The sequence below is a fragment of the Pseudomonas sp. AB6 genome (assembly GCF_034314105.1).
Classification (GTDB): Bacteria; Pseudomonadota; Gammaproteobacteria; order Pseudomonadales; family Pseudomonadaceae; genus Aquipseudomonas.
In genome coordinates this window covers 1,750,948-1,773,482 of the sequence record NZ_JAVIWJ010000001.1, presented here as the reverse complement: position 1 = coordinate 1,773,482, position 22,535 = coordinate 1,750,948, and the positions used below count along the sequence as shown (strand labels likewise).

General features: G+C 54.2%; 21 protein-coding genes and 3 pseudogenes. 16 read left to right on the top strand and 8 right to left on the bottom strand.

Features of this window, described 5'->3' with window-relative positions; translation table 11 throughout:
• The first annotated feature begins 9 nt into the window (after nt 1-9).
• The 4 genes from kdpB to RGW60_RS08500 all read left to right on the top strand — a co-directional run bounded on the left by kdpB (nt 10) and on the right by RGW60_RS08500 (nt 6,225).
• Nucleotides 10-2,070 (top strand): potassium-transporting ATPase subunit KdpB, encoded by a 2,061-nt coding sequence (kdpB, locus tag RGW60_RS08515; RefSeq protein WP_322206873.1) that lies wholly within the window; start codon nt 10-12, stop codon nt 2,068-2,070.
• A 59-nt stretch (nt 2,071-2,129) separates the two neighbouring features.
• A complete protein-coding gene (kdpC, locus tag RGW60_RS08510) occupies nt 2,130-2,690 on the top strand; it encodes a potassium-transporting ATPase subunit KdpC (protein WP_322203764.1) in 561 nt (186 codons plus the stop codon).
• A gap of 138 nt (nt 2,691-2,828) precedes the next feature.
• Nucleotides 2,829-5,486: a sensor histidine kinase KdpD gene (locus RGW60_RS08505; protein WP_322203762.1), complete on the top strand. Its 2,658-nt coding sequence runs from the start codon at nt 2,829-2,831 to the stop codon at nt 5,484-5,486.
• A gap of 49 nt (nt 5,487-5,535) precedes the next feature.
• The gene (locus RGW60_RS08500; RefSeq protein ID WP_322203760.1) at nt 5,536-6,225 is read left to right on the top strand and encodes a response regulator; all 690 of its coding nucleotides are present in this window, start codon (nt 5,536-5,538) and stop codon (nt 6,223-6,225) included.
• A 102-nt stretch (nt 6,226-6,327) separates the two neighbouring features.
• Here the strand turns inward: RGW60_RS08500 and RGW60_RS08495 are convergent, their stop codons facing one another.
• Nucleotides 6,328-7,161, bottom strand: a complete 834-nt coding sequence (locus RGW60_RS08495; protein WP_322203758.1) for a TatD family hydrolase — start codon at nt 7,159-7,161, stop codon at nt 6,328-6,330.
• Nucleotides 7,162-7,353: 192 nt separating this feature from the next.
• Here RGW60_RS08495 and RGW60_RS08490 point away from each other — a divergent pair, with 192 nt between their 5' ends.
• From RGW60_RS08490 to RGW60_RS08475, 5 genes and pseudogenes are all read left to right on the top strand, one after another.
• Nucleotides 7,354-8,796, top strand: a complete 1,443-nt coding sequence (locus tag RGW60_RS08490) for a transglycosylase SLT domain-containing protein (protein WP_322203756.1) — start codon at nt 7,354-7,356, stop codon at nt 8,794-8,796.
• A gap of 96 nt (nt 8,797-8,892) precedes the next feature.
• The gene (locus tag RGW60_RS08485; protein ID WP_322203754.1) at nt 8,893-9,327 is read left to right on the top strand and encodes a DoxX family protein; all 435 of its coding nucleotides are present in this window, start codon (nt 8,893-8,895) and stop codon (nt 9,325-9,327) included.
• Nucleotides 9,328-9,583: 256 nt separating this feature from the next.
• Entirely contained in the window at nt 9,584-9,892 is a 309-nt protein-coding gene (locus RGW60_RS08480) for a class I SAM-dependent methyltransferase (protein ID WP_322203752.1), read from the top strand.
• 53 nt (nt 9,893-9,945) lie between these two features.
• A pseudogene (greB, locus tag RGW60_RS23780) lies at nt 9,946-10,063 on the top strand (transcription elongation factor GreB); the annotation flags it as partial.
• A 424-nt stretch (nt 10,064-10,487) separates the two neighbouring features.
• Nucleotides 10,488-11,162: an HAD family hydrolase gene (locus RGW60_RS08475; RefSeq protein ID WP_322203750.1), complete on the top strand. Its 675-nt coding sequence runs from the start codon at nt 10,488-10,490 to the stop codon at nt 11,160-11,162.
• A 103-nt stretch (nt 11,163-11,265) separates the two neighbouring features.
• Here RGW60_RS08475 and RGW60_RS08470 read toward each other — a convergent pair.
• Nucleotides 11,266-11,476: pseudogene (locus RGW60_RS08470) on the bottom strand (glutathione-dependent formaldehyde dehydrogenase); the annotation flags it as partial.
• Nucleotides 11,477-11,900: 424 nt separating this feature from the next.
• Between RGW60_RS08470 and RGW60_RS08465 the strand changes: the two are divergent.
• On the top strand, nt 11,901-12,923 hold the full coding sequence (locus RGW60_RS08465) for a hypothetical protein (protein WP_322203749.1): 1,023 nt from the start codon (nt 11,901-11,903) through the stop codon (nt 12,921-12,923).
• 160 nt (nt 12,924-13,083) lie between these two features.
• Here the strand turns inward: RGW60_RS08465 and RGW60_RS08460 are convergent.
• Nucleotides 13,084-13,304, bottom strand: a pseudogene (locus tag RGW60_RS08460) (DUF2188 domain-containing protein); the annotation flags it as partial.
• A gap of 326 nt (nt 13,305-13,630) precedes the next feature.
• On the opposite strand from RGW60_RS08460, the gene RGW60_RS08455 reads away from it, so the two are divergent.
• From RGW60_RS08455 to RGW60_RS08440, 4 genes are all read left to right on the top strand, one after another.
• Complete coding sequence (locus RGW60_RS08455; protein ID WP_322203748.1) at nt 13,631-14,179, top strand: carboxymuconolactone decarboxylase family protein; 549 nt, start codon at nt 13,631-13,633, stop codon at nt 14,177-14,179.
• 243 nt (nt 14,180-14,422) lie between these two features.
• Nucleotides 14,423-15,271, top strand: a complete 849-nt coding sequence (locus RGW60_RS08450; protein WP_322203747.1) for a helix-turn-helix transcriptional regulator — start codon at nt 14,423-14,425, stop codon at nt 15,269-15,271.
• A 103-nt stretch (nt 15,272-15,374) separates the two neighbouring features.
• Complete coding sequence (locus RGW60_RS08445; RefSeq protein WP_322203746.1) at nt 15,375-15,752, top strand: nuclear transport factor 2 family protein; 378 nt, start codon at nt 15,375-15,377, stop codon at nt 15,750-15,752.
• A 437-nt stretch (nt 15,753-16,189) separates the two neighbouring features.
• Nucleotides 16,190-16,438: a hypothetical protein gene (locus RGW60_RS08440; protein ID WP_322203745.1), complete on the top strand. Its 249-nt coding sequence runs from the start codon at nt 16,190-16,192 to the stop codon at nt 16,436-16,438.
• A 277-nt stretch (nt 16,439-16,715) separates the two neighbouring features.
• On the opposite strand, the gene RGW60_RS08435 is transcribed toward RGW60_RS08440, so the two are convergent.
• Genes RGW60_RS08435 through RGW60_RS08425 form a run of 3 tightly spaced genes read right to left on the bottom strand, consistent with a single transcriptional unit; the run spans nt 16,716 to nt 19,014 of the window.
• Nucleotides 16,716-17,618: an SDR family NAD(P)-dependent oxidoreductase gene (locus RGW60_RS08435; RefSeq protein ID WP_322203744.1), complete on the bottom strand. Its 903-nt coding sequence runs from the start codon at nt 17,616-17,618 to the stop codon at nt 16,716-16,718.
• Nucleotides 17,619-17,633: 15 nt separating this feature from the next.
• Nucleotides 17,634-18,554: an NADP-dependent oxidoreductase gene (locus RGW60_RS08430; RefSeq protein ID WP_322203743.1), complete on the bottom strand. Its 921-nt coding sequence runs from the start codon at nt 18,552-18,554 to the stop codon at nt 17,634-17,636.
• A gap of 19 nt (nt 18,555-18,573) precedes the next feature.
• Nucleotides 18,574-19,014: an ester cyclase gene (locus tag RGW60_RS08425; protein WP_322203742.1), complete on the bottom strand. Its 441-nt coding sequence runs from the start codon at nt 19,012-19,014 to the stop codon at nt 18,574-18,576.
• 96 nt (nt 19,015-19,110) lie between these two features.
• Here RGW60_RS08425 and RGW60_RS08420 point away from each other — a divergent pair, with 96 nt between their 5' ends.
• Nucleotides 19,111-20,022, top strand: coding sequence for a LysR family transcriptional regulator (locus RGW60_RS08420; protein WP_322203741.1), 912 nt, complete (start codon nt 19,111-19,113; stop codon nt 20,020-20,022).
• Between the two features lie 279 nt (nt 20,023-20,301).
• On the opposite strand, the gene greB (RGW60_RS08415) is transcribed toward RGW60_RS08420, so the two are convergent.
• Entirely contained in the window at nt 20,302-20,787 is a 486-nt protein-coding gene (gene greB / locus RGW60_RS08415; protein WP_322203740.1) for a transcription elongation factor GreB, read from the bottom strand.
• Nucleotides 20,788-21,440: 653 nt separating this feature from the next.
• On the opposite strand from greB (RGW60_RS08415), the gene RGW60_RS08410 reads away from it, so the two are divergent.
• Nucleotides 21,441-21,590, top strand: a complete 150-nt coding sequence (locus RGW60_RS08410; protein ID WP_322203739.1) for a GreA/GreB family elongation factor — start codon at nt 21,441-21,443, stop codon at nt 21,588-21,590.
• A 3-nt stretch (nt 21,591-21,593) separates the two neighbouring features.
• Here the strand turns inward: RGW60_RS08410 and RGW60_RS08405 are convergent, their stop codons facing one another.
• Nucleotides 21,594-22,451 carry a hypothetical protein gene (locus tag RGW60_RS08405; protein ID WP_322203738.1) on the bottom strand — a complete coding sequence of 286 codons (858 nt, stop codon included), beginning with the start codon at nt 22,449-22,451 and terminating at the stop codon, nt 21,594-21,596.
• Nucleotides 22,452-22,535: the final 84 nt, after the last annotated feature.

Sequence of the window (22,535 nt, the reverse complement as noted above, 5' to 3'; positions counted from 1 at the left end):
AAAGATCATATGCAGACTCCTGTCTCAAAAACCGCAGCGCCTCAAGGCGCTCCAGAATCGGTCAAAACCTCGCTCTCTGCGCTGTGGCGGCCGGCCGTGGTGCAAGCGTTCATCAAACTCGACCCCCGTCAGCTGCAGCGCGCGCCGGTGATGTTGGTGGTCGAATTGACCGCTATTCTGACCAGCATTCTTTGCTTGGTGCCTGACCCGGCGGTGCCGACCTCGGTCGCGGTACAGATCGCCATTTGGTTGTGGTTCACCGTGTTGTTCGCCAATTTCGCCGAAGCCTTGGCCGAAGGTCGTGGTAAGGCCCGCGCTGACAGCCTTAAAGCTGGCAGCGAAGGCCTGAAGGCACGCCGTCGAGATGACAACGGCAGCCTTCGGGTGGTCAATGCCAGCAGCTTGCGCCGTGGCGATGTGGTCCGCGTTGAAGCCGGGGAAATGATTCCTGGTGATGGCGAGGTCATCGAGGGTATTGCTGCGGTTAACGAGGCCGCGATTACCGGCGAATCAGCGCCAGTGATTCGTGAGTCAGGCGGCGACCGTTCGGCGGTTACGGGCAACACACGTCTGGTGTCCGATTGGCTGCTGATCCGGATCACCGCCAATCCCGGTGAATCGACACTGGACCGCATGATTGCGTTGGTGGAGGGTGCTAAACGGCAAAAAACCCCCAACGAAATCGCGCTGGATATTCTGCTGATCGGCTTGACCCTGATCTTTCTGTTGGTGGTCGTGACCCTTCAACCTTTCGCTCACTTTTCCGGCGGCAGTCTGCCGCTGGTGTTTTTGGTGGCGCTGTTGGTGACCTTGATTCCGACCACCATCGGCGGCTTGTTATCCGCCATCGGTATTGCTGGCATGGACCGTCTGGTGCGCCTCAACGTCATCGCCAAATCCGGTCGTGCGGTTGAGGCTGCGGGTGACGTGCACGTGTTGTTGCTAGACAAAACCGGCACCATCACCTTCGGCAACCGCCGCTGCACGGCCTTGTATGCCGCGCCGGGAGTTACCGCTCTGGAGCTGGGCGAGGGAGCGCTACTGGCCTCTTTGGCAGATGACACCGCAGAAGGCAAATCCATTGTTGAGTACCTTCGTGAGCTGCATCCGATTACCGAGCCGCCTGCGTCGGCATTAACTCCGGTGGCGTTCAGTGCGGAAACTCGGCTGTCCGGCGTCGATTACCAAGGCCGCGTGTATCGCAAAGGTGCCGTGGATTCGGTCCTGGCGTTCGTTGACATGACCCGTAGCGACTTGATGCCTGCACTGGCCCGGGAAGTCGACAAAATCGCCAAAACCGGTGGTACACCGCTGCTGGTTTGCATGAACGGCAAACTGTTGGGCGCTATCCACCTCAAAGACGTGGTCAAGCCCGGCATTCGCGAACGGTTTGCCGAACTGCGCAAACTTGGAATTCGCACGGTAATGGTCACCGGGGACAACCCTCTGACAGCGGCTGCGATTGCGGCTGAAGCGGGGGTCGACGATGTGCTGGCCGAAGCCACCCCAGAGAAAAAACTGGAGCGGATTCGTTTGGAGCAGAACGACGGTCGTCTGGTGGCGATGTGTGGCGACGGCGCCAATGACGCCCCGGCACTGGCCCAGGCCGACGTCGGTATGGCGATGAACGATGGTACTCAAGCGGCCCGTGAAGCGGCGAACATGGTGGACCTCGACAGCGATCCGACCAAGTTGCTGGACGTAGTGCAAATCGGTAAAGAGTTGCTGGTGACTCGTGGCGCGTTGACTACGTTCTCCATCGCTAACGACGTAGCCAAATACTTCGCGATCTTGCCCGCGCTGTTCGCCTCTATCTACCCGCAACTGGGGGTGCTGAACGTCATGCACCTGGCCAGCCCGCAGAGCGCGATACTCTCGGCGATTGTTTTCAATGCCTTGATCATCGTGGTGCTGATTCCACTGGCCTTGCGTGGTGTCCGGGTTCAGGCCGCCAGTGCCGCCGCGCTGTTGCGCCGCAACTTGTTGATCTATGGCTTGGGCGGAATTGTCGCGCCGTTCGTAGGCATCAAGCTAATCGATATGCTGTTGACTGGCTTGCACTTGGTCTAAACGCACACTTTCATCACGCTCTCTGGAGCGTGACGATCACCCTGATTGAGGATTCGATGATGTCTAGCGTATTGCGTCCGGCCCTGAGCCTGATTGTATTAATGACCCTGATCACTGGCGTGGCATATCCACTGGTAGTGACCGGTATCGCCCAAGTGGCATTTCCCTCGCAAGCCAACGGCAGCCTGGTGTATGACAAGGCAGGTAAGGTGCGTGGTTCTGAGTTGATCTCCCAAAGTTTTACCGGTGACGGTTGGTTCCACTCGCGGCCATCTGCCGGGGCTTTTGCTACGGTCGCCAGCAGCGCCAGCAACCTCTCTCCAAGCAATCCGGCACTGGCTGCACGGGTCGCCGCTGACGTCGCCAAAGAAGTGGTTCCTGGCCAGGGCGCAGTGCCTTTATCGTTACTGACCACTTCAGGCAGCGGTCTCGATCCACACCTGCCACCAGAAGCCGTGGCCTATCAAGTGGCCCGTGTTGCCAACGCCCGTAACTTGCCGGTGACCACGGTGCAACGCTTAGTCAATGAAAATACCTACCGGCCGTTGATAGGTCCGCCGGTGGTTAATGTTTTGATCTTGAATCAAACGCTGAATGAGTTACCGTCAGCGCAGCTTTGAGCAGATGCCGAAATCCTGTGGGACCGAATTCATTCGGGAATTGGGCGGCGCGGTTTATCTGAAGGACCGTGTTGATCCCTTCGCGAATGAATTCGCTCCCACAGAAAGCAAATTTGCTGCACACACTGAGTACGAACCATGAGTGACACCCGCCGCGCCGATGCACTGTTAGCCGATCTACCGCGGGACGGCCGTGGGCGGCTCAAGGTGTTTTTGGGCGCTGCACCAGGCGTCGGCAAAACTTACGCCATGCTTCAGGCGGCCCACGCCCAACTGCGTCAAGGTTCGCACGTATTGGCTGGCGTAGTGGAAACCCACGGCCGGGCTGAAACCGAAGCTTTGCTCAGCGGCTTGCCTCAGCAACCTTTATTACGCTCGGAATACCGGGGCGTGACCCTGGAAGAAATGGACCTTGACGGCCTGCTCATGGCCGCGCCGAAACTGGTCCTTGTCGACGAGCTAGCTCACAGCAATGCACCCGGTAGTCGCCATGCCAAGCGCTGGCAAGATATTCAAGAGTTATTGGCGGCCGGTATCAATGTTTACACCACAGTCAACGTTCAGCACCTTGAAAGTCTTAACGATCAGGTTCGCGGCATCACCGGGGTGCAGGTTCGCGAAACCCTACCCGATTGGGTGTTGCAGGAAGCCTATGAGCTGGTGCTGATCGACCTGCCTCCTCGGGAGCTGTTGGAACGTCTGCGTGACGGCAAAGTGTACGTGCCCGAACAAGCTCGGGCTGCCATCGACGCTTTCTTCACCCAAACCAACCTCACGGCATTGCGCGAGCTGGCGATGCAAACCGCGGCGGCGCAGGTTGATGACGACCTGGCCCAAGGGTATCGCCAATTGGGCCAGGCCGCGCCCGCCGTTCGAGGCCGCTTGTTGGTGGGGATTGACGGTGACCCTCAAGCCGAGCGCCTGGTGCGACACGCCAGTCGCGTCGCGCAGCGTCGCCATCTGCCGTGGAGCTTGGTGCACGTCGATAATGGTCGGGTAGTTGATGAAGAGGCGCGCATGCGTTTACAAAGCGCACAGCAACTGGCCGAACGCTTAGGTGGCGAAGTGGTGCTGTTGCGGGCGGGAGAGGTGGCTAAAACCCTGATTCAACACGCCGCAGAGCGACGCGCCAGCTTGGTACTGGTGGGACAATCGCGCCCACGCTTGCGCAGGCGCTTGTGGGGCGGTGGGCTGGCGGCGCGATTGTTGCGAGATGCTCACGGCCTGGAAATCAATGTGCTCGATAGTGAAGCGCAGCACGATCAACCCCGCTCACGTTCGGCACGGGCGTTAGTCTGGTTTGATTATGGGCTGGCGCTGATCGCGACGATATTGGCCACTGCCTTGGCGTGGGCGGTATCGAGCGTCCTGGCGCTACCCAATATCTCGCTAGTGTTTCTCGCCGCCGTATTATTGGTGGCGGTGCGCAGCAGTCTCGGCCCTGCGCTGGCCTGCGCGGCGTTATCTTTTCTGACCTACGATTTTCTGTTTATTCCACCGAAATTTTCGTTCAGCATCCAGCGCGAAGAAGACGTGCTGACGTTGCTGTTTTTTTTATTGATGGCCGCCTTGACCGGCAACCTTGCGGCCCGGCAACGCCAGCAACTTCGTGCCCTGCGCGATACCCAGGAGGAAACAAGTGAGTTGCTAGACCTTTCGCGAAAACTCACGGCGGCGACTGATCGGCAGGCGATGTTAAGCGCTGCTGAACAGCATTTCAGTGGCTGGAGAGAGTTGCACATCTGTTTGTTGGATCGCGACGATCAAGGTGCCTGGAAAGTCGAAGTCGGGAGCGCATTGCAGCTGTCCGAAGCCGAACGAGCGGCAGCCGATTGGGCGTGGCAACATGATCAAGCCGCAGGCTTTGGCACGGGCACGTTACCGCTGGGCCATTGGTGGTGGTGGCCGTTGTCGATGGAGGAGGGGCCGTTAGCGCTACTTGGCGTATGTCCGCATGAAGGGCAGCCCTTTACCGATCAGCGTCGTCGGCTATTAACCGCACTCAGTCAACCCTTGGCCCAAGCATTGGCCCGAGCCCAGTTGGCAGAAGAGCTGGAGGCCGCGCGATTGCATGGTGAAACCGAGCAATTACGCAGTGCGTTGCTGGCGTCGGTATCACACGATTTACGCACACCACTGACGGCCATGCGCGGCAGCATCGACAGTCTATTGGCATTAGGTGAAGCGATCCCACTGGAAGATCGTCGTGAATTGCTCGAAGGCACCCGTGACGAGGCCGAGCGCCTGGATCGTTATATTCAAAACTTGCTGGACATGACTCGTCTGGGTCACGGTGCGTTGAAACTGGCGCGGGACTGGGTGTCACCGGGCGATATCGTCGGCAGCGCACTTAACCGCTTGCGCGCAGTATTGGCGCCGCTGCAGGTCAGCACTCATGTGCCGTTGGAACTACCATTGCTTTACGTGCACGCTGCCTTGATCGAGCAGGCTTTGGTCAATGTGCTGGAGAATGCTGCGCGCTTCTCTGCGTCCCAAGGGCGCTTGCAGGTTAACGCGGGGACGACCGACAGCGAGCTGTTTTTCTCGGTCAGTGACGAAGGCCCCGGCATACCTGAAGCTGAGCGAGCGAAGATTTTTGACATGTTCTATACCGCGTCCCGAGGCGATCGCGGTGGGCAGGGCACAGGTCTTGGATTGGCCATCTGCCTGGGGATGGTCGGTGCCCATGGCGGGCATATCACGGTCGCCGAGGGCATTGAAGGGCGCGGCACGTGCATAACCTTGTATCTTCCGTTGCAAACGCAACCCGAAACTGAATTGGAGCACACCCTCTGATCATGCAGTGCGTTACGCTCAGCACTTCATTTGAGATGGCAAGACAACCATGAGTCAGACCTCGACCATCCTAGTGATCGATGATGAGCCGCAGATTCGAAAGTTTCTACGCATCAGCCTAGTCTCCCAAGGCTATAAGGTACTGGAAGCCGGCACCGGCAGCGAAGGTCTGAGCCAGGCCGCGTTGAACAAGCCCGATTTACTGGTGCTCGACCTTGGTTTGCCAGACATGGATGGCCAAGAGGTGTTGCGCGAATTTCGTGAGTGGTCCACAGCCCCGGTGCTGGTGCTTTCAGTGCGTGCCAGCGAAGGTCAGAAAGTTCAGGCACTTGATGGCGGCGCCAATGACTACGTGACCAAACCGTTTGGGATACAAGAGTTTCTCGCACGAGTCCGGGCGTTACTGCGCCAGGCGCCAGCTGGCGAACAGCAAGAAGCCGCTCTGATTTTCGGCCCGTTGACAGTGGATCTGGCGTATCGGCGAGTGCTACTGGATGGGGTTGAAGTCGGGCTGACGCGTAAGGAGTACGCGGTACTGGCGCAACTGGCCCGGCACCCTGGGAGGGTGATTACTCAGCAGCAGTTGCTCAAAGATATCTGGGGGCCGACCCACACTGAGGACAGCCATTACCTGCGCATAGTCGTCGGACATTTACGGCAGAAATTGGCGGATGACCCGACCAATCCCAGGTTTATCGTGACCGAAGCGGGGGTTGGATACCGGTTGTTGGAACGTTGAGGTATGGCCGCCAATTGCCAGGCTTCATCGGGTTGGCGAGGCGATCAGGGCGGAGTGTCAGGTGAATCCCACCGGTAATCCGCGCTCCCTGTGAGACCGAATTTATTCGGGGATATCACGACATGGTATATCGGTAACAATCGGCAATCCAAAAAACGCCCGGGCGCAATCAGTGGTGTGCGCGGCGACGTCTTCCGGACTTTCTTCGCGGTGCAGCGCAACTTCTTGCAAGACTTCGGTGAGATAAGCCGGTTCATTACGGCCATTTTTCGGTTTTGGTCGCAAGCTGCGTGGCAGCAGGTACGGCGCATCACTTTCAAGCATCAACCGGCCCCTGGGGATGTCCTTCACCAACGGGTGCAAATGGGTGCCGCGACGCTCGTCGCAAATCCAGCCGGTGATACCGAGGTGCAGATCCAGATCGAGGTAGCTAAACAGCGCACGCTGCTCGCCGGTAAAACAATGGACAACGGCAGCTGGCAGTCGGTCGCGGTAGTCGCGGAGGATTTCCAACAGCCGCTGACTGGCATCGCGCTCGTGCAAAAACACCGGCATTTGCAGCTCGACCGCTAACGCTAAATGCTCTTCGAGCACTTTTTCTTGTTGCGAGCGAGGGGAGAAGTCTCGGTTGAAATCAAGCCCGCATTCACCCACGGCACGGACTCGATCTTCCTTCAGCAGCGCCCGTAACTGGCGTTCACTATCAGAGGTCCAGTCACTGGCCGAATGCGGATGAATACCTGCGGTGGAAAACAGCCGCTGGGCGGACTCGTCGAGCCTGAGGCACAGTTCCAGCGACTGCTCGCTGCTCTCAACGTGTGTCCCGGTCAACACTAACTGCCCGACGCCGGATTGGTAAGCGCGATCGAGGACCGCCTGTTCCTTATGGGCAAAGCTTGAGTTGGTCAGGTTGACGCCAATGTCGATGAGTTGCATGGTGCTACCTCGGGCCGAAGGCTGAAGAGAATATCAGACCTGGACTGATATAAATAAACTCCGCAGTTACAGTGAGTTGAAACACGATATTGAGGTGCTTTGTTAGAAGTGAGGAGTTTGGTTACTCGCTTCTACGCTGGGCTTTTGATTCTTTGCGGCTTATTTTTGGCACGCATTCCCTTGGAAAACCGCATGATGCGACCCACGTTTTATCTTGTGATGTTGATGCTGGCCTTGGCGCCATTGCCAGCACTTGCAGACCTTGTAGGGCCGCCGGTAGTAGTGAAAAAGAGTCAGGTGCGAGACCTCTCGGCGATTCGTAGTAGCAAAGTATTGCGTGTTCTGGTCAATCAAAGTCGCAACAGTTCGGGCCAAGTTCCGGGCGAAGAAATTGGTGTTGAATACCATCGGCTAAGTGCTTTCGAGCAGTACCTCAACAGTCACTCCCGCGACGGGAAACAACTGACGTTAAAGATCATTCCTAAATCCAAGGACCAGTTGCTGGCCGCATTGCAGCGCGGGGAGGGTGATTTGGTAGCACCCGGTGAACTACTCGACATGAGCGCGGCTCGGGCCGTCAATGCCAGCGCGCCTATTGTCAGTCATGTGCCACTGATTGTCGTCGGCATCAAGGGCGACCGCAGTTTCAAGCACATTGAGCAGCTGTCGGGCCGAACGATCACTCTAGCTACCGGCAGCGCGGCAGATAACGCGGTTGATCAACTCAACCAAAAGCTGGGCTTGCGCAAACTGCCGCCGGTTAAAATTGAATGGGTTGATCCCAGTCTCGCTGTGGAAGACGTGCTGGAGATGGTTCAGGCCGGGGTTTACCACCTGACCGTGGTCGAACAACCCATTGCCGAGCGATGGGTCAAAGTCATGCCCAAGTTGCGGGTGGAGCGCTCTTTGGTACTCAGTAACAGTGGCGACATGAATTGGTATGTGCGTCAGGACGCCACCATGCTGCGCGCCAGTATTGACCGGTTTATCAAGCAGTATCAGGCGCCCGCCGGCGAAGACTTTGCGTTCGAACAGGCCTACCAGGGTCAGTATCAATTGCACTATCCGTTGGCCAGCCAAGACCGTCAGCGTCTAGAAAAGCTGCGGCCCGTTTTACAGCGGTGTGCGCAGGAGCAGGGCATGGATTGGCTGAACCTTGCCGCGTTAGCCTTCAAGGAATCGGCGCTTGACCCCAGCGTTAAAAGCGGGGGGAAAGCCACAGGACTGCTGCAAATCACCCCCTCTGCCGCGCAACGGGTCGGCGTCGATAATATTCACAACGTGGATGGCAACGTGCTTGCCGGAGCGAAGTACCTGGCGATGATCAAACGCAAGTATTTCTCCAGTCCCAAGGTCAACGAGCGTGAGCGCATGGCTTTTGTAATGGCCGCCTACAACCTGGGCCCGGAACGGGTAGAAGCTATGCGCGCCGAAGCAAAACGCCGAGGGCTGAACCCGAACCAGTGGTTTTTTCAGGTTGAGAGAATCGCTATGGAGCAGGTGGGGATGGGTGTCGTGAGCTACGTTAATAGTGTGAACAAGTATTATCTGGCGTTTGACCACGAGCGCGATTCTCTGGAAGGGCCAGCTGCCAAATCACGGCTACCAAAGATTGTCTCAAAAAATAATCGATAATCCTGATGGTTATGCGGTGTATCGCGCGCTTTTTATTAAAAAAATAGTGATTAATATAGCGGCCAATTCGCCCACTCATAAAAAGGAATGCTTGAGATGAACACCCTGATGAAAACGGTATTCTCAACCCGTGCTGGTTACGGCGTGACGGTTTTACGGATACTCGTCGGCATCATCTTCGTTGCTCACGGCGGGCAGAAGCTTTTCGGGCTGTTTGGCGGCTATGGTCTGTCCGGAACCGCGCAGTACATGGAAAGCCTGGGTTTGACACCGGGTTATCTCATGGCTTCGTTGTCTGGAGGCGCTGAATTTTTCGGCGGCTTGGGGTTAATCATTGGCTTGCTGGCGCGTCCGGCGGCGTTCGCCTTATCGATCATGACGATTGTCGCCATTCTTTCGGTGCACATTCACAATGGTTTATTCATGGCCAACAACGGTTTTGAATTCGCGTTGGCATTACTGGGGGCATTAGTTGCGATCCTGATCGAAGGTGCCGGCAGAGTGTCGATGGACCGAGCCATTATCGGCTGAGCTTGTCCTCATGAACTACGCCCGCTGAGTGCGGGCGTGGTTGTTTTAGTCTAAGTGCTTATTGACAGTGGCTACGCCGCTTCTCTAGGATGCTGCCCATGCGCCGATTTAAACAGCTACTTGCGGGGCGCCAGGCAAGGATTGAATCCTCGTCTATTCTGAGGTCTGAACAGACCTCTAAATACCGCTAAAGCGCTGGTTCGGTGTTGCCTCTCACCGCTGCCCAGCGGGATTTCTGAGGCTGAGACAAAACACCATGAGCTGTTCGCATCCCCTTATCAGATTGTCACCGTTCACATCACCCCTGACGCGTCGCAACCCCAGGATTCTACTGGGTGGTTCGCATCAACCGACGCTGCTGCGCTATTTGGAAGGCTGGCCCAAGCGCAACGGCAAGCCTGCTGCGTTCCTTGTCCAGTTCATCGACCAGAATGAATCCCTAACAGACTTTCCCGATGATCGTTTCGACATCGCGGTGGTGCAATCGCCCAATGCCGACAAAGCCGAAGTATTCATCAAACATTTGGTGCGAATTGCCCGGCAGGGACTGATAACTCGCGGGTAGGAGCGGTTAACTACTGGGCTTGAGTTGCCTGTTTGACATAAGCAAGCGATCTATTGAGTACACAAATCATCACAAAGGAAGGTCATGAAGCCCTGAAGCAGGAGCTTGACTATCTCCGGCCTGTTAAACGCCCGGACACAGCAAAAGGTAACTTTGGCGGCGTCGATTGGGCCAACCCTGACGGCAGGTTTAATCCCGGTACTACAGAGCAGTACTAAAACGAAGAGTCACATATACATCCTCTTGGCCAAACTCGAACCGCTACCGGGCGCTTGAGCCATCCGTGTGCCGGTACCACTTTAAGGGGTACGACGACTATGAACTATCGTTGGCTACTAGCAGAGCGCTGCAAGTCGGGTTGCCTGGACGTTCACCGATTCTCTTTAGGTATCGAGTATGTGCACGAAACAGGGAACGCCTGATGCCAATCTTAATCAATAAAGAAGCGGGCGAGTTTTGGCCACCTGGCTTGCGCCGGACATTTTGAAAATCAGCGTTATTTTTTGCTGTATTTGCGCATGGCCACGGGAACGTAAAACCTGAGCAGGCTTGCCTTTATAGACTTGCCACAACGATTTCATATCCGGAGATTCTTATGCGACGGCAAACATCGTTCATATTTGACCTTGATGGCACACTTACCGATAGCGTCTATCAAAATGTGGCCGCGTGGAAAGAAGCGCTCGATTCTGAAAATATTCACCTTGCGATGTGGCGAATTCATAGAAAAATCGGCATGAGCGGTGGGCTAATGCTGAAGTCTTTATCACGTGAAACTGGTTTGAATATCAGTACGGATCAAGGGCACAGGCTCAGCGAGAAGCATGCCAAGGCGTACGACAGGCTTCAAGGCCAGATCATAGCGTTACCTGGTGCGGTTCAGCTTCTTGACGCGCTCAGCGAGAATAGCCTCAAATGGTGTATTGCATCGAGTGGGGGTAGCGAGACGGTAAAGATCAATTTAAAAGCTCTGAACCTGGACTTCCATAAAATCAATGTCATCACTCGCGATGACGTGAAATACGGTAAGCCCGATCCTGATCTGTTCTTGGCTGCGTCTGGAAAAATGGATGTTGCAATCGAAGAATGCCTTGTAATAGGCGATGCAGTCTGGGACATGCTGGCTGCTCGGCGGTGCAAGGCAACGGGCATTGGTTTGTTATCTGGTGGGTATGATATCAGTGAGTTAGAGCGAGCCGGAGCCTTGAGAGTTTATGAAGATCCTCTCGACTTACTTAATCATTTAGAAGAAATCGCGTCGCGTCCGTAGATATTGGTTTAAGGCGGGCCCAGTCGCGTATGGTACGTTCAGAATCGGCCATCCTCAACCGTTGTTTGTGCCCCGCGAGGTACATACTGCCCACAGCGGGGAGTCAAAAGAACTTTCGACAGTTCTCTTGCTTCTTGTCAAAAATCTTGTACCCGCCTGCTGCCTGCTCCAGGAACATTCGATGGCTGATAATCTCCTCTGGAAAGGGCCGTCCCGTTGCGATGTATCCGATAGCTCGGGAAGGAATGCTGAACATGGATCGGTCTCATTTTAAATGTCAGCCGTTTGTCGAATGCATCTCCAAACAAAAATCCAGGATCTGAAACAGTGTCTACTTTGACGTTATAGGCGCCGTGACAGGTAAGTGCTCTCATACGAGTATCCGCCTTTAATTTATTCTCTAGAGAAAGGAGCGCTGAATCATGAGTTTGGTTCAGTGATTTCGATCAGCTTGGGGATCAATGGTGCAATCGGTGAAGAGCTTTATCAGTAGATGCATGAATGAAACGGGAAGAGGTCCGTATCTACATTTTTTTAAGACAGGTACGGCGGTTTAAATTCAACGCAGCTGGGCTGTAGGCCGATTTCAGACCATTCATCGTTCTAGAAGAAACAACGACGTTTTAAAGCGGGTCGACTCAGTGTAAGGGGCACTCCTCAGTAACCCCTGATACGTGCATTTTCAGCACACTCTTCAGAGCTGTAGTTCTGGAAAAACCGCTTCCAAAGGATAGAACAATGATACCTACCGAACCTTCTTACACTTCACCACCCGTGTACGACCGAACGCAGACGTTCGCTCCTCTCCTTAAACGAATATCCTGGAGTGCCGTGTTTGCCGGGGTTGTTCTGTCCATGATCGTTTCGCTGATTTTAGGCCTGTTGGGTACGGCAATTGGCTCCGCTGCGATTGAGCCACTTCAGGAGGGTAATCCGGTTCAAGGCATGGGTACGTCCGCTGGAATATGGGTGGTCGTAAGCGGTGTTCTTTCGCTGTTTATCGGCGGATGGGCTGCGGGCAGGCTTGCCCACCGGGAGGGTGGTCTCCATGGCCTACTGGTCTGGGCTACCGTTTCTTTGATTACCGTTTACTTAGTGTCCAGTGCTGTTACCGGTGTTGTAAGGGGCGGTTTAAATATCGCTGGCAGTGGCCTATCTGCCGTTGGCAGCGGAATCGCACAGGTTGCGCCCGCCATGGGCAACAAAATTCAGGATCAGCTCCGCCAACAGGGTATCGATTTCAATCTTGACGATATCCAGGGTCAGTTGGAGACCGCTATGAGGCAGACAGGTAAGCCTGAGCTGCAACCGGAAGCGGTTAAACAGGACGCGCAGGATGTGCAACAAGATGCGAAAAAAACAGCACAGGATAGCGCGGCCAAACCGCAGCAGGCGCAGGGTAACTTGAGTGGTCTGCTGGATAAAATCAAAGCTAAAGGAGATAAAGCATGGGACGCGGCTGATCGGCAGGCCGTGGTTAATCTCATAAAAGCGCGAACAGGCAAATCCGATCAAGAGGCAAATCAAATGGTCGATCAGGCCCAACAGAGCTATCGAGATGCTTACGCTAAGTATCAGCAGCTCAAAGTTGATGCTGAGCAGAAAACGCGTGAAGCAGCCGATATGGCAGCCAAGCGAGTTTCACAGGCTAGTTGGATTCTGTTGATCACACTGGTGATCTCAGGCGTAGTGGCTGCTGGAGCTGGAATATTGGGCCGCCGCACTCAACCGCCAGAGAAAGTACTGTCAAGTACGATTTGAAGCGATGGGACGCCGTTGAGTGCGGCGTCCCATGTGTGACGCAGACCCTGCAGCAGATGTTTTCTGTAGCGGTTCGCGGTTACTGGGCGCTTACGATAGAAGGAGGAGGGAGATGCTGATTCGGGCCAAGCCGCCTATCCCTAGCCCTTGGCCTTGGTCGATCAGCAGTGCGTGGGTAGGTACGTTCCTCTTGAATCGTGTCATCTTCCTTATAGATTTTGAGCAAAGCCGTCTTACCGTTCAGAAACTTAATTGCGAGCTTCGTAATCTCGTCTTTAGTGGCGGCGGTTTAAATGCGCGCTCTGCACCTTGCTTGCTAAGCGCCCAGCCGTTTGGGGTTTTGGTGATGTAGTAGTTGAGTGGTATCAGAAAACGGAACATAGAGCACTTTAGGCGGGTGGAATAGGACGCAATGGTCTGCACTTGTCTACGCGAACCTTGGCGCGGCTTCGTCTCTGGTAGTAACCGTTCAGATTGATGTGCTCCCCGCTCGTCGAGAGGTAATGCAACATAGCGTTGCGGCTCGAAGTTGCAGTCGAAGCTTCACCCAACGGGTAGGAGAACGTGCTCAGCCATCATCAGGTAACTGAACTGTCGCGCAAGATATCATTACCTTTGACGTAATTGATGAGCGCGAATGCAATCTTTAACATTCAGTTCAAGCGATTCAATCATGACTCGTGCTGTTACCTACTAAAGGCTAAAAAATGTCTACTTTTGAAATTTACACAGTCAAATCTGCCCCAGAAAAATCGAAACCTGTTCTGGAAGCTTTGCAAGAAACCTTTGGCTTCATTCCAAACATCGCGGGTGCAATGGCAGGATCTCCGACATTGATCAGCAGTTTCATCGGTGTGTTCCAAAAAGCACACAGCGGCAGTTTCACGGAAGATCAAATCCAGGCGGTGCTGCTGACAAATGCCGTAACGAACGCATCGTCCTGGCCAATTGCTTTTCATACATTCCTAGCGCTGAAAGAAGGCTTAGATCCAGCAGACGTAGAGGCAATTCGCGCTGGCCATGCTCTGAAAAATGTAAAGCACGCAGCACTGTCCGGTTTGGCCAAAAATTTTATTGAGAAACGTGGCCACGCCGGTGAACAAGCTCTGCAAGCATTCTATGAAGCCGGCTTCAATAAAGAACAGATTTTGGAACTGATTAATGTTATTGCCGCATCGACCATTACCAATTACGTCGCAAATGTAGCGAATCCACCCCTGGAAGAATCATTTCAGGCGCACACATGGAGTCAGTAATCATTGCTGCATGCCGCAAATGAATATCAGCAACGGCATGAATAATTTGTGGCCTTTGTGCTATGCATCTGTGCGGGATTTCAGTGATTAATTTGAGATAAAGAACGGATGCACACTTCCATGCAAAACTCATGATCATGATCATGGGCAGGGTACTAATGACTGATGAAGTGTTTATCGTTCATACGTCGCCCGCTCAAGGTGCAAGATATATTTACTCATCTGTACCGGGGATCTGATTAGATGAATCTCAATTACATGTCAAACCATAACGTTGCCAGTTCTGGAAATTCTATTGGCGCATTGCTACGTGACTGGCGTAAAAAGTATGGCCGTAGTCAGCTGGAGCTATCGCTTGAGGTCGGGGTATCTCAACGGCACATCAGCTTCATCGAGAGCGGCAGAAGCGTACCGAGCAGGGCGATGCTGATGGCCCTGGCACAATCGTTGAATATTCCCTTACGCGACCGGAATAATCTATTTCTCGCCGCTGGATTCGCACCCATTTACGCCGATCCTGCATGGAATGCGGCAGAAATGCGGATCGTTAATAGAGCACTGGAACGCATGCTCAAGCAGCATGAGCCCTACCCGGCGGTCGTTATGGATAGGTATTGGAATGTACTTCTAAACAACGAATTTGCTTCACGTTTTTTTGGAAGTTTTATTGACTTATCAAAAAGAGAAAAACCACGCAATCTGCTGCATTTGATTTTTGATCCTGATGGGATGCGACCGTTTATTGATAATTGGGATGCCGTCGCAAGAGGATTGTTCGAGAGAATTAGCCGTGAAGCTGTCGGCGGCATGATCGACGAAAAAACCAGACGTCTGATGAGCGAACTTCTTTCTTATCCAGATGTGGACATCGGTTGGAGCACCGCAGATTTACCCGACATCTCACCAGTGATACCGGTTGGTTTTATCAAGGATGGAAAACTGCTGAATTACTTTTCGATGGTGTCAACAGTGGGTACGCCCCAAACCATCTCCGCTCAGGAATTGCGTGTCGAATGCATGTTTCCCGCAGACGACTTTACTGAGGTGTGGCATCTCGAAATGTTTGGGAAAAATTCCAAACGCTCCGGGTAACTAGCTCCGCCCACCGAAATATCCGGATCCCGGCCATCCCGATAGATCCGTCTGATCTTTGCGTTGAGACGTTCAGTAAAAATGCCCTAGTGAGGATGTGATCATGGCAGCAGATATTGTCGATATTGCGCGTATAGCTTACAACGCCTACGTCAAGAAAGACCGTGCGGCAATTGAGGCGCTGATCGCCGACGATTTCCACTTCACCAGCCCGCTTGACAATCGGATAGACCGCGAGACGTACTTCACGCGCTGCTGGCCGAACAGCGAATCGACTGAGGGTTTCGACTTCATCCATTTCGTTAGCGATGGGGAGCGAGTTTTCGTCACCTACGAGGGTCGCGCCAACAGCCGCCGATTCCGAAACACTGAGTTGCTGACGATCAAAAACGGCCTCATCACCGACGTCGAGGTTTATTTTGGTTGGTCAATTCCGCACGAGGCTCCAGTGGGTACTTTCGTGCCGACGAAGGAGGCCTGATTCCCATGGCGCGTTGAGTGTTCATTTACACACGCAGGAAGTGATGGTGCGGGCTTTACTTTGCCCGCAAGAGCGGTCTTCTGCCGGGCCTGGCGCCGGCTCGCCCCGTACCAGAATGCACGCTAGGTTTGTTGCCTGAAATTGTCGGCCCCAATTTTTAGCTCTCGCTCTCTGACAGAATAATCACGATGTATGAGATAGCTTCCAGTAGGGTTCCAGTCGATCTAACAAGACTAGTTTCTACTTGGGATCAGCCATCCGCCTCTGAGGCATAACTGATGACCTATTTAGGCTACCCGGCCCTCAGTACTTATGGGCGCATTACCCAGATGCATATATCGACGTATAAAAAAATTGAACTGCTTTTGGACGCGCTAGCCTAATGATCAGCTTGTGGATCATCCACAGGCGATGCCAATACCGGCATACTCCAAAAGGTGGTCAAAGTGGCTAAAGACGAGAAAAAAAGCAAAGGTGAAACATCGAAAGCCAGCAAGGAATTGAAAGACAAAAAGTTATCACCAGCAAAGAAATCAGCTTCGCAATCGGCTCTTTCGAAATCTTCCGACAAGAAAGACCAGAAGAAAGATGCCGAACCAAAAAAATCCGCAAAAAGAGCTGATAGCAAGCCAGAAAAGGCTAAGAAATCAGAGAAGGCAGAAAAGCCAGCGAAAAAGGGAAAGTAATATTTGCTAGGGCTTTACGCCCTAGCTTTCTGAGCTGGTTTGCCTTCAATGGCTAACCATAAGATTTCAAGCCTGCTTAACCACGTGTTCGTTGCAGTCCCAGGCGGTGGTTGCCAAGCACCCCAGCCCTGAGTCGACCTAATAAGATTGCGTTGTTTCGCTCAAAACAACGAGGTGCTGCGTCGCTGTTCGCTTACTTCACGAACTCCAATCAGTAAGAATGGACGCTCCGCTATCCTGGATAGGATAGCGACTGACAGGTTCAAACGCCCATCCCTCATACCGGAAGAATCAAATCTTCCAGACCCATCTGACGCAGAAACTGCGCCTGCTTCTGGTAATACACCGCATTAATTGCTTCGGTGCCTTTGTGTTGACCATCAACAGTGACTCGTAACGGTCGCTGACCACGTGGCATGGCCAGCACCTTGGCGGCTGCCAGACCGACCGCTGAAACATCCAGCGCACCGCCATTGGCTAGGTCAATAGCATTCAGCTTTTTTTCCAGACCGGCCATACGCTTGGACAGCTCGCCGTATTGCTGCTCAATCGCCTGGTAAGCAGGAGACTGCGCATCGGAAAAATGCTCGGTGCCAGACGTAAACGCACCAGGTACCAAAATCACGCTTTCGATACCTGAAGGCCTTACCTCCATGGCCATAACTTCGGCCAAAGCATCACCCGCCACCTTGCTGGCAATATAGGGCCCCAGGAAAGGTTCGTGCAGCCGGGAGGTCGTACTGCCGACGTACATTAACAATCCGTGCCCCTGGCGCCGCATCGCTGGCAGCGCCGCGCGATTGACCCGCAACCACGACAACGCGTTGGTGTCGATAATTCGCGCGACCTGCTCCACTGAGAACGCCTCGGTCAACCCGGCCATCAACATACCGGCGTTATTGACCGCCACATCCAGACGGCCGTGCCGGGCAAGGATCTGATCGACCGCTGCACGGCAGGCGGTTTCGCACAGAACATCGAGCTCCAACACCTCCAGCGCGAGGCTTTCCTGCCGGGCTATCTGCTCCAGAGCCTGGCTGCGCTCCCGGTTCTTCTTCCTGGGGTCACGCTGGCTGGCATAGACGTGGTGCCCGGCGCGGGCCAGCGCCAAAGCAATTGCTTTGCCGATGCCCGAACCTGCGCCTGTGACCAGAACCACCTGCTGTGCATCGTGTGCCATGGTGCGGCTCCCGAATTAGTTGCGAGTACGAATGATGACCTTGCCGCGTGCGTGACCAGTGGCGACTTTCTCCAGCGCGGCGCGGGTTTCTTCCAGTGCAAAGATCGAGTCGGTGATGATCTGCAATTGCCCAGCGCTGAAATACCGCACAGCTTCCTGAAGAAAAGGCGTCGCGCTGGCAAAGAAGACAAACTGGCCGACATGCTCCTCGCGGGACTCGATGTCGAACTCCACCAAAGTCGCGATACGCCCGCCAGCACCGAGCACCGACCACGAATTTTCCATGGCGTCGCCGCCTAAGGTATCGAGCACCAGATCGATGTCACGTAGCGCAGTGAAGTCCTCATTGTGGTAGTTGATCACCTCGTCCGCGCCCAGGCTTTTGACCAGTTCAATGTTGCGCGCGGAGGCTGTGGCGATGACATGGGCGCCCGCAAAATGAGCCAACTGCACCGCCATGCTGCCTACGCCACCCGCCGCTGCATGGATCAAGACCCGTTCGCCGCGCTTCAGCTGACCGACCTCAAACAATGCCTGGCTGGCCGTGCCAAACGCAGTGGGTAGTGCCGCAGCCTGTTCGAAGCTCATGGCGGCCGGAATCACCCACAGGTCCGAAGCAGCGACCAGCAACTGCTGGGAGAATGCGCCTCCAGAACTGGGCGCGCTGCGACCGAACACGCGATCACCCGGCTTCAGATGCGTGACCTGCGTACCGACGCTGCTGACCACGCCGCTGAAATCAGTGCCCGGAATATAGGGCAACTCAACCGGAAACATTGGCTGCATATACCCGGCGATCATCTTCAAATCCAGCGGATTGATGCTGGCAGCCTCGACCCGCACGACCGCCTCGTCACTGCCTGGCTGACCCAAGTCAACGTTGTCGACAGTGACGATCTCTGGGCCACCGAATACATTAATGGATGCTGCTTTCATGATAAACCTCGTGGAGTGCTCAAGGTTGGGCAGGGAAATGGCCTAGTTGAAGGAACAGGCCGAACCAGTCTTCCATGTGCCAAGTGGAGGTGACGCGTTCGCCGTCCAGCGTATGGAATTCATGCAGACGGAAGCTGACGTGCTTGCCGGTGGGTGCGATGCCAAACAATTCGCCCAGATGGGTGCCGGTGATTTCAGCGCGAACAGCTATCTGACCAGAAACTTGAATCATGTCGTGGATGACGATGTGCACATCCGGAAAAGCTTCGCCGAAGCTGCGGATAATTGGCTTAATGCCTTCTGGACCTGCGACTTGCCCAGGCGCCAATGGGATATCGTCCCAGTCGGCGGACAGAATGCTGTCGACCAGGTCCGGATTTTTTTCGCTAAAGGCGCGATACAGGGTTTCTACTGCTTGGCGCTCGGTGTGCAGGCGGGCAGTAAGTTCGTTGGGGGTCATGGCGTTGTTCTCGTCGTTTAGTGTGGTGTGGCGAGAGTGTGAGTGGTGCGGTAACATCCGTAAAACAAATGATTGATATAGGTGTTTATTTGATTTATGGATTTTAATGGCATCGATTTGAATCTGCTTGCCGCTTTCAACGCATTGATAATTGAGCGCAACGTGACCCGGGCAGCGACTCAAGTCGGTGTGAGCCAACCCGCGATGAGTGCGGCCCTTTCCCGGCTGCGCAAGCTGGTAGGCGACCCGCTGTTTTTACGCAGCGCCGATGGTTTGCTGCCTACGCCGCGGGCGCGCGAACTTGCCCAGCCCATCGCCTTGGCACTCTGGCAAATCGAAAACGCGCTGGTGACCAGGCCTGACTTTGTGCCGACAGAGGCGGTGCTCACCGTGAACCTTGGCCTGTCGGATTATCCCGCTTTCGTGTTGTTGCCCAAGCTGTTGCAGGCGGTGAGGGAGCACGCGCCGGGCCTGACGATCAACGTCCACGCTTACAACGACCGCGACCATGCCGTTGACCTGCTTGATGCCGGCGTCATAGATGCAGCGATTGGGGTGTTGCCGAGCCATCAGGACGGCCGGATCCTGACGCGGCCGATCCTGCGCGACACTTTCGTCACGCTTATCGCCCACGACCACCCGGCCGCCCGGCGCGGGATGGACCTGGATACGTTCCTTACGCTCTCCCACGTGCTGGCCTCTCCTGAAGGCGAGCGTTATGGCCTGGTGGATCAAGCACTGGCGCAGCTAGGTAAAAAACGCAAGCTGACACTGACCCTGCCACAGATGTTCGCGGTACCAGCAATCATTGCCTCTTCGCAAATGACCGCTACCGTCCTGAAACGAATCGCCTTCAGTTCACCTGCCGGGCGCAAGCTGGCCCTGTTCCCACCGCCAGTAGCATTACCGGAGATCGTTTTTCATCTTATCTGGCATCGTCGTGGCAATTTGAATCCGGCTCAACAATGGTTCAGGGAGGTGATTGAGTCCGTTGCGCTGGTGGTATGACAGACCAGCAGCAATCGGCCCGAGCTGCCGCTCGTAAGAATTGCCCATGAACGCTTCATTCAAAGCGAACATCGGGGGAAGAGCACCTTACTTCCCCAAAGTTTCGACCACTCCGTCAGCGACACCAATTTGGTGCGCGTGGTTGATGTTCATTGGCATGAGATTAGGGATGAGGGTAGAGATATTGTCTGGTAGTAAGCGGTAGTGGCTACTTCGGGGATGCTGAGCGCAAGCGACTACTGCCATCAGACAGGGTAATTTATTTCATTGTCACTGCTGTCATGCTAGGTCAGTCTTTTCGTAAACTATGCTTTCGATAAACCAGACGGCTTCGCCCGAAGGCGTCTGTACCGCTACTTCATCCCCCTCTTGCTTTTTCAGAAGAGCGCGAGCCATTGGCGAGTCAATCGAGATATAGTCGTTTCGGTGATAGATTTCATCGTAGCCGACGATTCGGAATCGCTTGCTTTCGCTTTTGTCATTTTCAATCTCTACCCAGGCACCAAAGAACACTCTCCCTTCTTGTTCCGGGGCATAGTTGACTACTCGAACATCCTCCAACCGCTTCCGAAGGTATCTGATCCGACGGTCAATTTCTCGAAGGAGCTTCTTATTGTATTGATAATCTGCGTTCTCACTTCGATCACCAAGGGAGGCAGCCCAAGCTACCTTTTGAGTGATCTCCGGACGATAGATGCGCCAGAGGTGATCCAACTCCTCTTTTAATGCGTTGTAGCCGGTGCGAGTGATGATGTTAGTTGGCAATACTAGCTCCAAAGTAATTAGGGCTGGCCTACTTTCACAGGTCAATGCGTTCGCAATGCCAGGGGGCCATAATTCATGTCAGATCGGGTGCCTGCGCAGGAACTGTAAGCTGAGGCTAACATGCAGGGGCTTGGTCGTAACAACCTAAGCCCATTCGTGCCGAAGTTTGCCTGGCGCTTATAGCGCAAAGTTCCAATGAAAGACGCTGCGAGGGAGAGGGTTATGCCAAAACCCCGGGAGGCCTAATCAATAAATATGGTCGTGGCGTCGGCCCACTTCTTGAGTTAAAGATGCTCAGGGCTTTCTCCATAGCCTTAAGGTGCCAGGCCAGAACAGTTATTCATCATTAGGCCCAGAATGTCGCTCCGTGACCCGCGTTTCAGATTATGTTTGCTGTGAAACTATCTGAATTCAGGTCTTCCAACGCGTCGCGCTCGCCGTCTGTGAGCTTGAAGGTCGCGGTGGAGGCAGACCGCCCATCAACCTCATATACCCTATTTCGGGGCAGTAACTCCCGGGTCTTTCGTTGCTCAGACTTTTGCGCAAGCGTCAGAGTACATGCGGGTAGTTGTATTCGCCCGAGCAAGAAAGTCGGGTCTATTTCGGTGATTGAATCGAATCGAAATCGAAAACGAACAGGGCGCTTTCCTGGGGTGGGTGAAATTTATGGGCGGATGGATTACATCTCCATCGATTCACCCACGGCCCGCGCCCTGCTCAAAAAAGTCGGCGACGATGTGATCGTGCCGACTCCGGGTGGTCCCATGAGTTGGTGGATCAACGTGATTGAGTATCTGAAATAAGCGTTAGCGGTTTAACGCTCGTACCAGGCAAGCATGTATGCAGTTTTTTACGATTGAGCTGCGCAGGGTCCAGTCGGTGTTGATGATGTGGAAACCCTGGATGTAGCTGTTCTCATCAACGGATTCAAACCACTCATCGATGGACGGACTGAAGTCATCTGGAGCGATGACGTACTTGGCGCATTGGATGGAGCGCAAGTAGTAATCGGACTTAGGTGCGTTGGCGCGGGTATCCATGAAGGCTTTCAAGGTCGTCGTATTCGGGAAGTTCTCTCCTATCCATTGGTGTTGAACGCTAGGCCAGAACTGCGGTGAGAGTCTGCCAGAATAAGCCAGCACAATATTTTTACCCGGGTGTTTGTACCAAAGCTGACTGACGCTTTGTTTGCGTAAATCCCAAGGAATCACTCGATGACCAATGCTGTGGGTGATTAATTGGTTGAGCTCGACGTGAGCGTCCGGGGTGAAATTTTTGAGGGTGTGGAAATCCAGAATGATGATCTCTCTCGCGGTATCACCAGCTTTTTTCACCCCGTTTAAAAACTCATTGAGTGGCTCGAAGATGTCAGTCGTCAGGGTCCTGCCGGTATAGGTGACATGAAAAAGTGTGAAGCGTTTTGGATGGCCAACCTCATGTTGCGGAAGGAATTCTACCCTCAAATCAAGCACGCGTACGCCGCCCTTCACTTGATCGATAGGAGATACATCCTGAGTCGTTTCGAAAAAATAACCACCCGGTGCCATCTTATCGGCAGCAGAGTCATGGGAGCCGGGAAGTATCAATTGATCGATGCGCAGCGTGGCAAAGGCCGCGTTCTGTCCCATCCAACTGTGCAGACGGGTGTTGGGGTTCACGTTCATTGTTCAATCATCCTTGATTGGGGTTTTAGGCAAACAGTCAGTTGTTTTCAAGCTGCAATCAGCTTGTGTCTTGACTCGTTCAAT

Excerpts from the sequence above, each read along its gene's own strand:
- kdpB (WP_322206873.1), top strand. The coding sequence starts at position 10 with ATGCAGACTCCTGTCTCAAAAACCGCAGCGCCTCAAGGCGCTCCAGAA.
- kdpC (WP_322203764.1), top strand. The coding sequence starts at position 2,130 with ATGTCTAGCGTATTGCGTCCGGCCCTGAGCCTGATTGTATTAATGACC.
- RGW60_RS08505 (WP_322203762.1), top strand. The coding sequence starts at position 2,829 with ATGAGTGACACCCGCCGCGCCGATGCACTGTTAGCCGATCTACCGCGG.
- RGW60_RS08500 (WP_322203760.1), top strand. The coding sequence starts at position 5,536 with ATGAGTCAGACCTCGACCATCCTAGTGATCGATGATGAGCCGCAGATT.
- RGW60_RS08495 (WP_322203758.1), bottom strand. The coding sequence starts at position 7,161 with ATGCAACTCATCGACATTGGCGTCAACCTGACCAACTCAAGCTTTGCC.
- RGW60_RS08490 (WP_322203756.1), top strand. The coding sequence starts at position 7,354 with ATGATGCGACCCACGTTTTATCTTGTGATGTTGATGCTGGCCTTGGCG.
- RGW60_RS08485 (WP_322203754.1), top strand. The coding sequence starts at position 8,893 with ATGAACACCCTGATGAAAACGGTATTCTCAACCCGTGCTGGTTACGGC.
- RGW60_RS08480 (WP_322203752.1), top strand. The coding sequence starts at position 9,584 with ATGAGCTGTTCGCATCCCCTTATCAGATTGTCACCGTTCACATCACCC.
- RGW60_RS08475 (WP_322203750.1), top strand. The coding sequence starts at position 10,488 with ATGCGACGGCAAACATCGTTCATATTTGACCTTGATGGCACACTTACC.
- RGW60_RS08465 (WP_322203749.1), top strand. The coding sequence starts at position 11,901 with ATGATACCTACCGAACCTTCTTACACTTCACCACCCGTGTACGACCGA.
- RGW60_RS08455 (WP_322203748.1), top strand. The coding sequence starts at position 13,631 with ATGTCTACTTTTGAAATTTACACAGTCAAATCTGCCCCAGAAAAATCG.
- RGW60_RS08450 (WP_322203747.1), top strand. The coding sequence starts at position 14,423 with ATGAATCTCAATTACATGTCAAACCATAACGTTGCCAGTTCTGGAAAT.
- RGW60_RS08445 (WP_322203746.1), top strand. The coding sequence starts at position 15,375 with ATGGCAGCAGATATTGTCGATATTGCGCGTATAGCTTACAACGCCTAC.
- RGW60_RS08435 (WP_322203744.1), bottom strand. The coding sequence starts at position 17,618 with ATGGCACACGATGCACAGCAGGTGGTTCTGGTCACAGGCGCAGGTTCG.
- RGW60_RS08430 (WP_322203743.1), bottom strand. The coding sequence starts at position 18,554 with ATGAAAGCAGCATCCATTAATGTATTCGGTGGCCCAGAGATCGTCACT.
- RGW60_RS08425 (WP_322203742.1), bottom strand. The coding sequence starts at position 19,014 with ATGACCCCCAACGAACTTACTGCCCGCCTGCACACCGAGCGCCAAGCA.
- RGW60_RS08420 (WP_322203741.1), top strand. The coding sequence starts at position 19,111 with ATGGATTTTAATGGCATCGATTTGAATCTGCTTGCCGCTTTCAACGCA.
- RGW60_RS08405 (WP_322203738.1), bottom strand. The coding sequence starts at position 22,451 with ATGAACGTGAACCCCAACACCCGTCTGCACAGTTGGATGGGACAGAAC.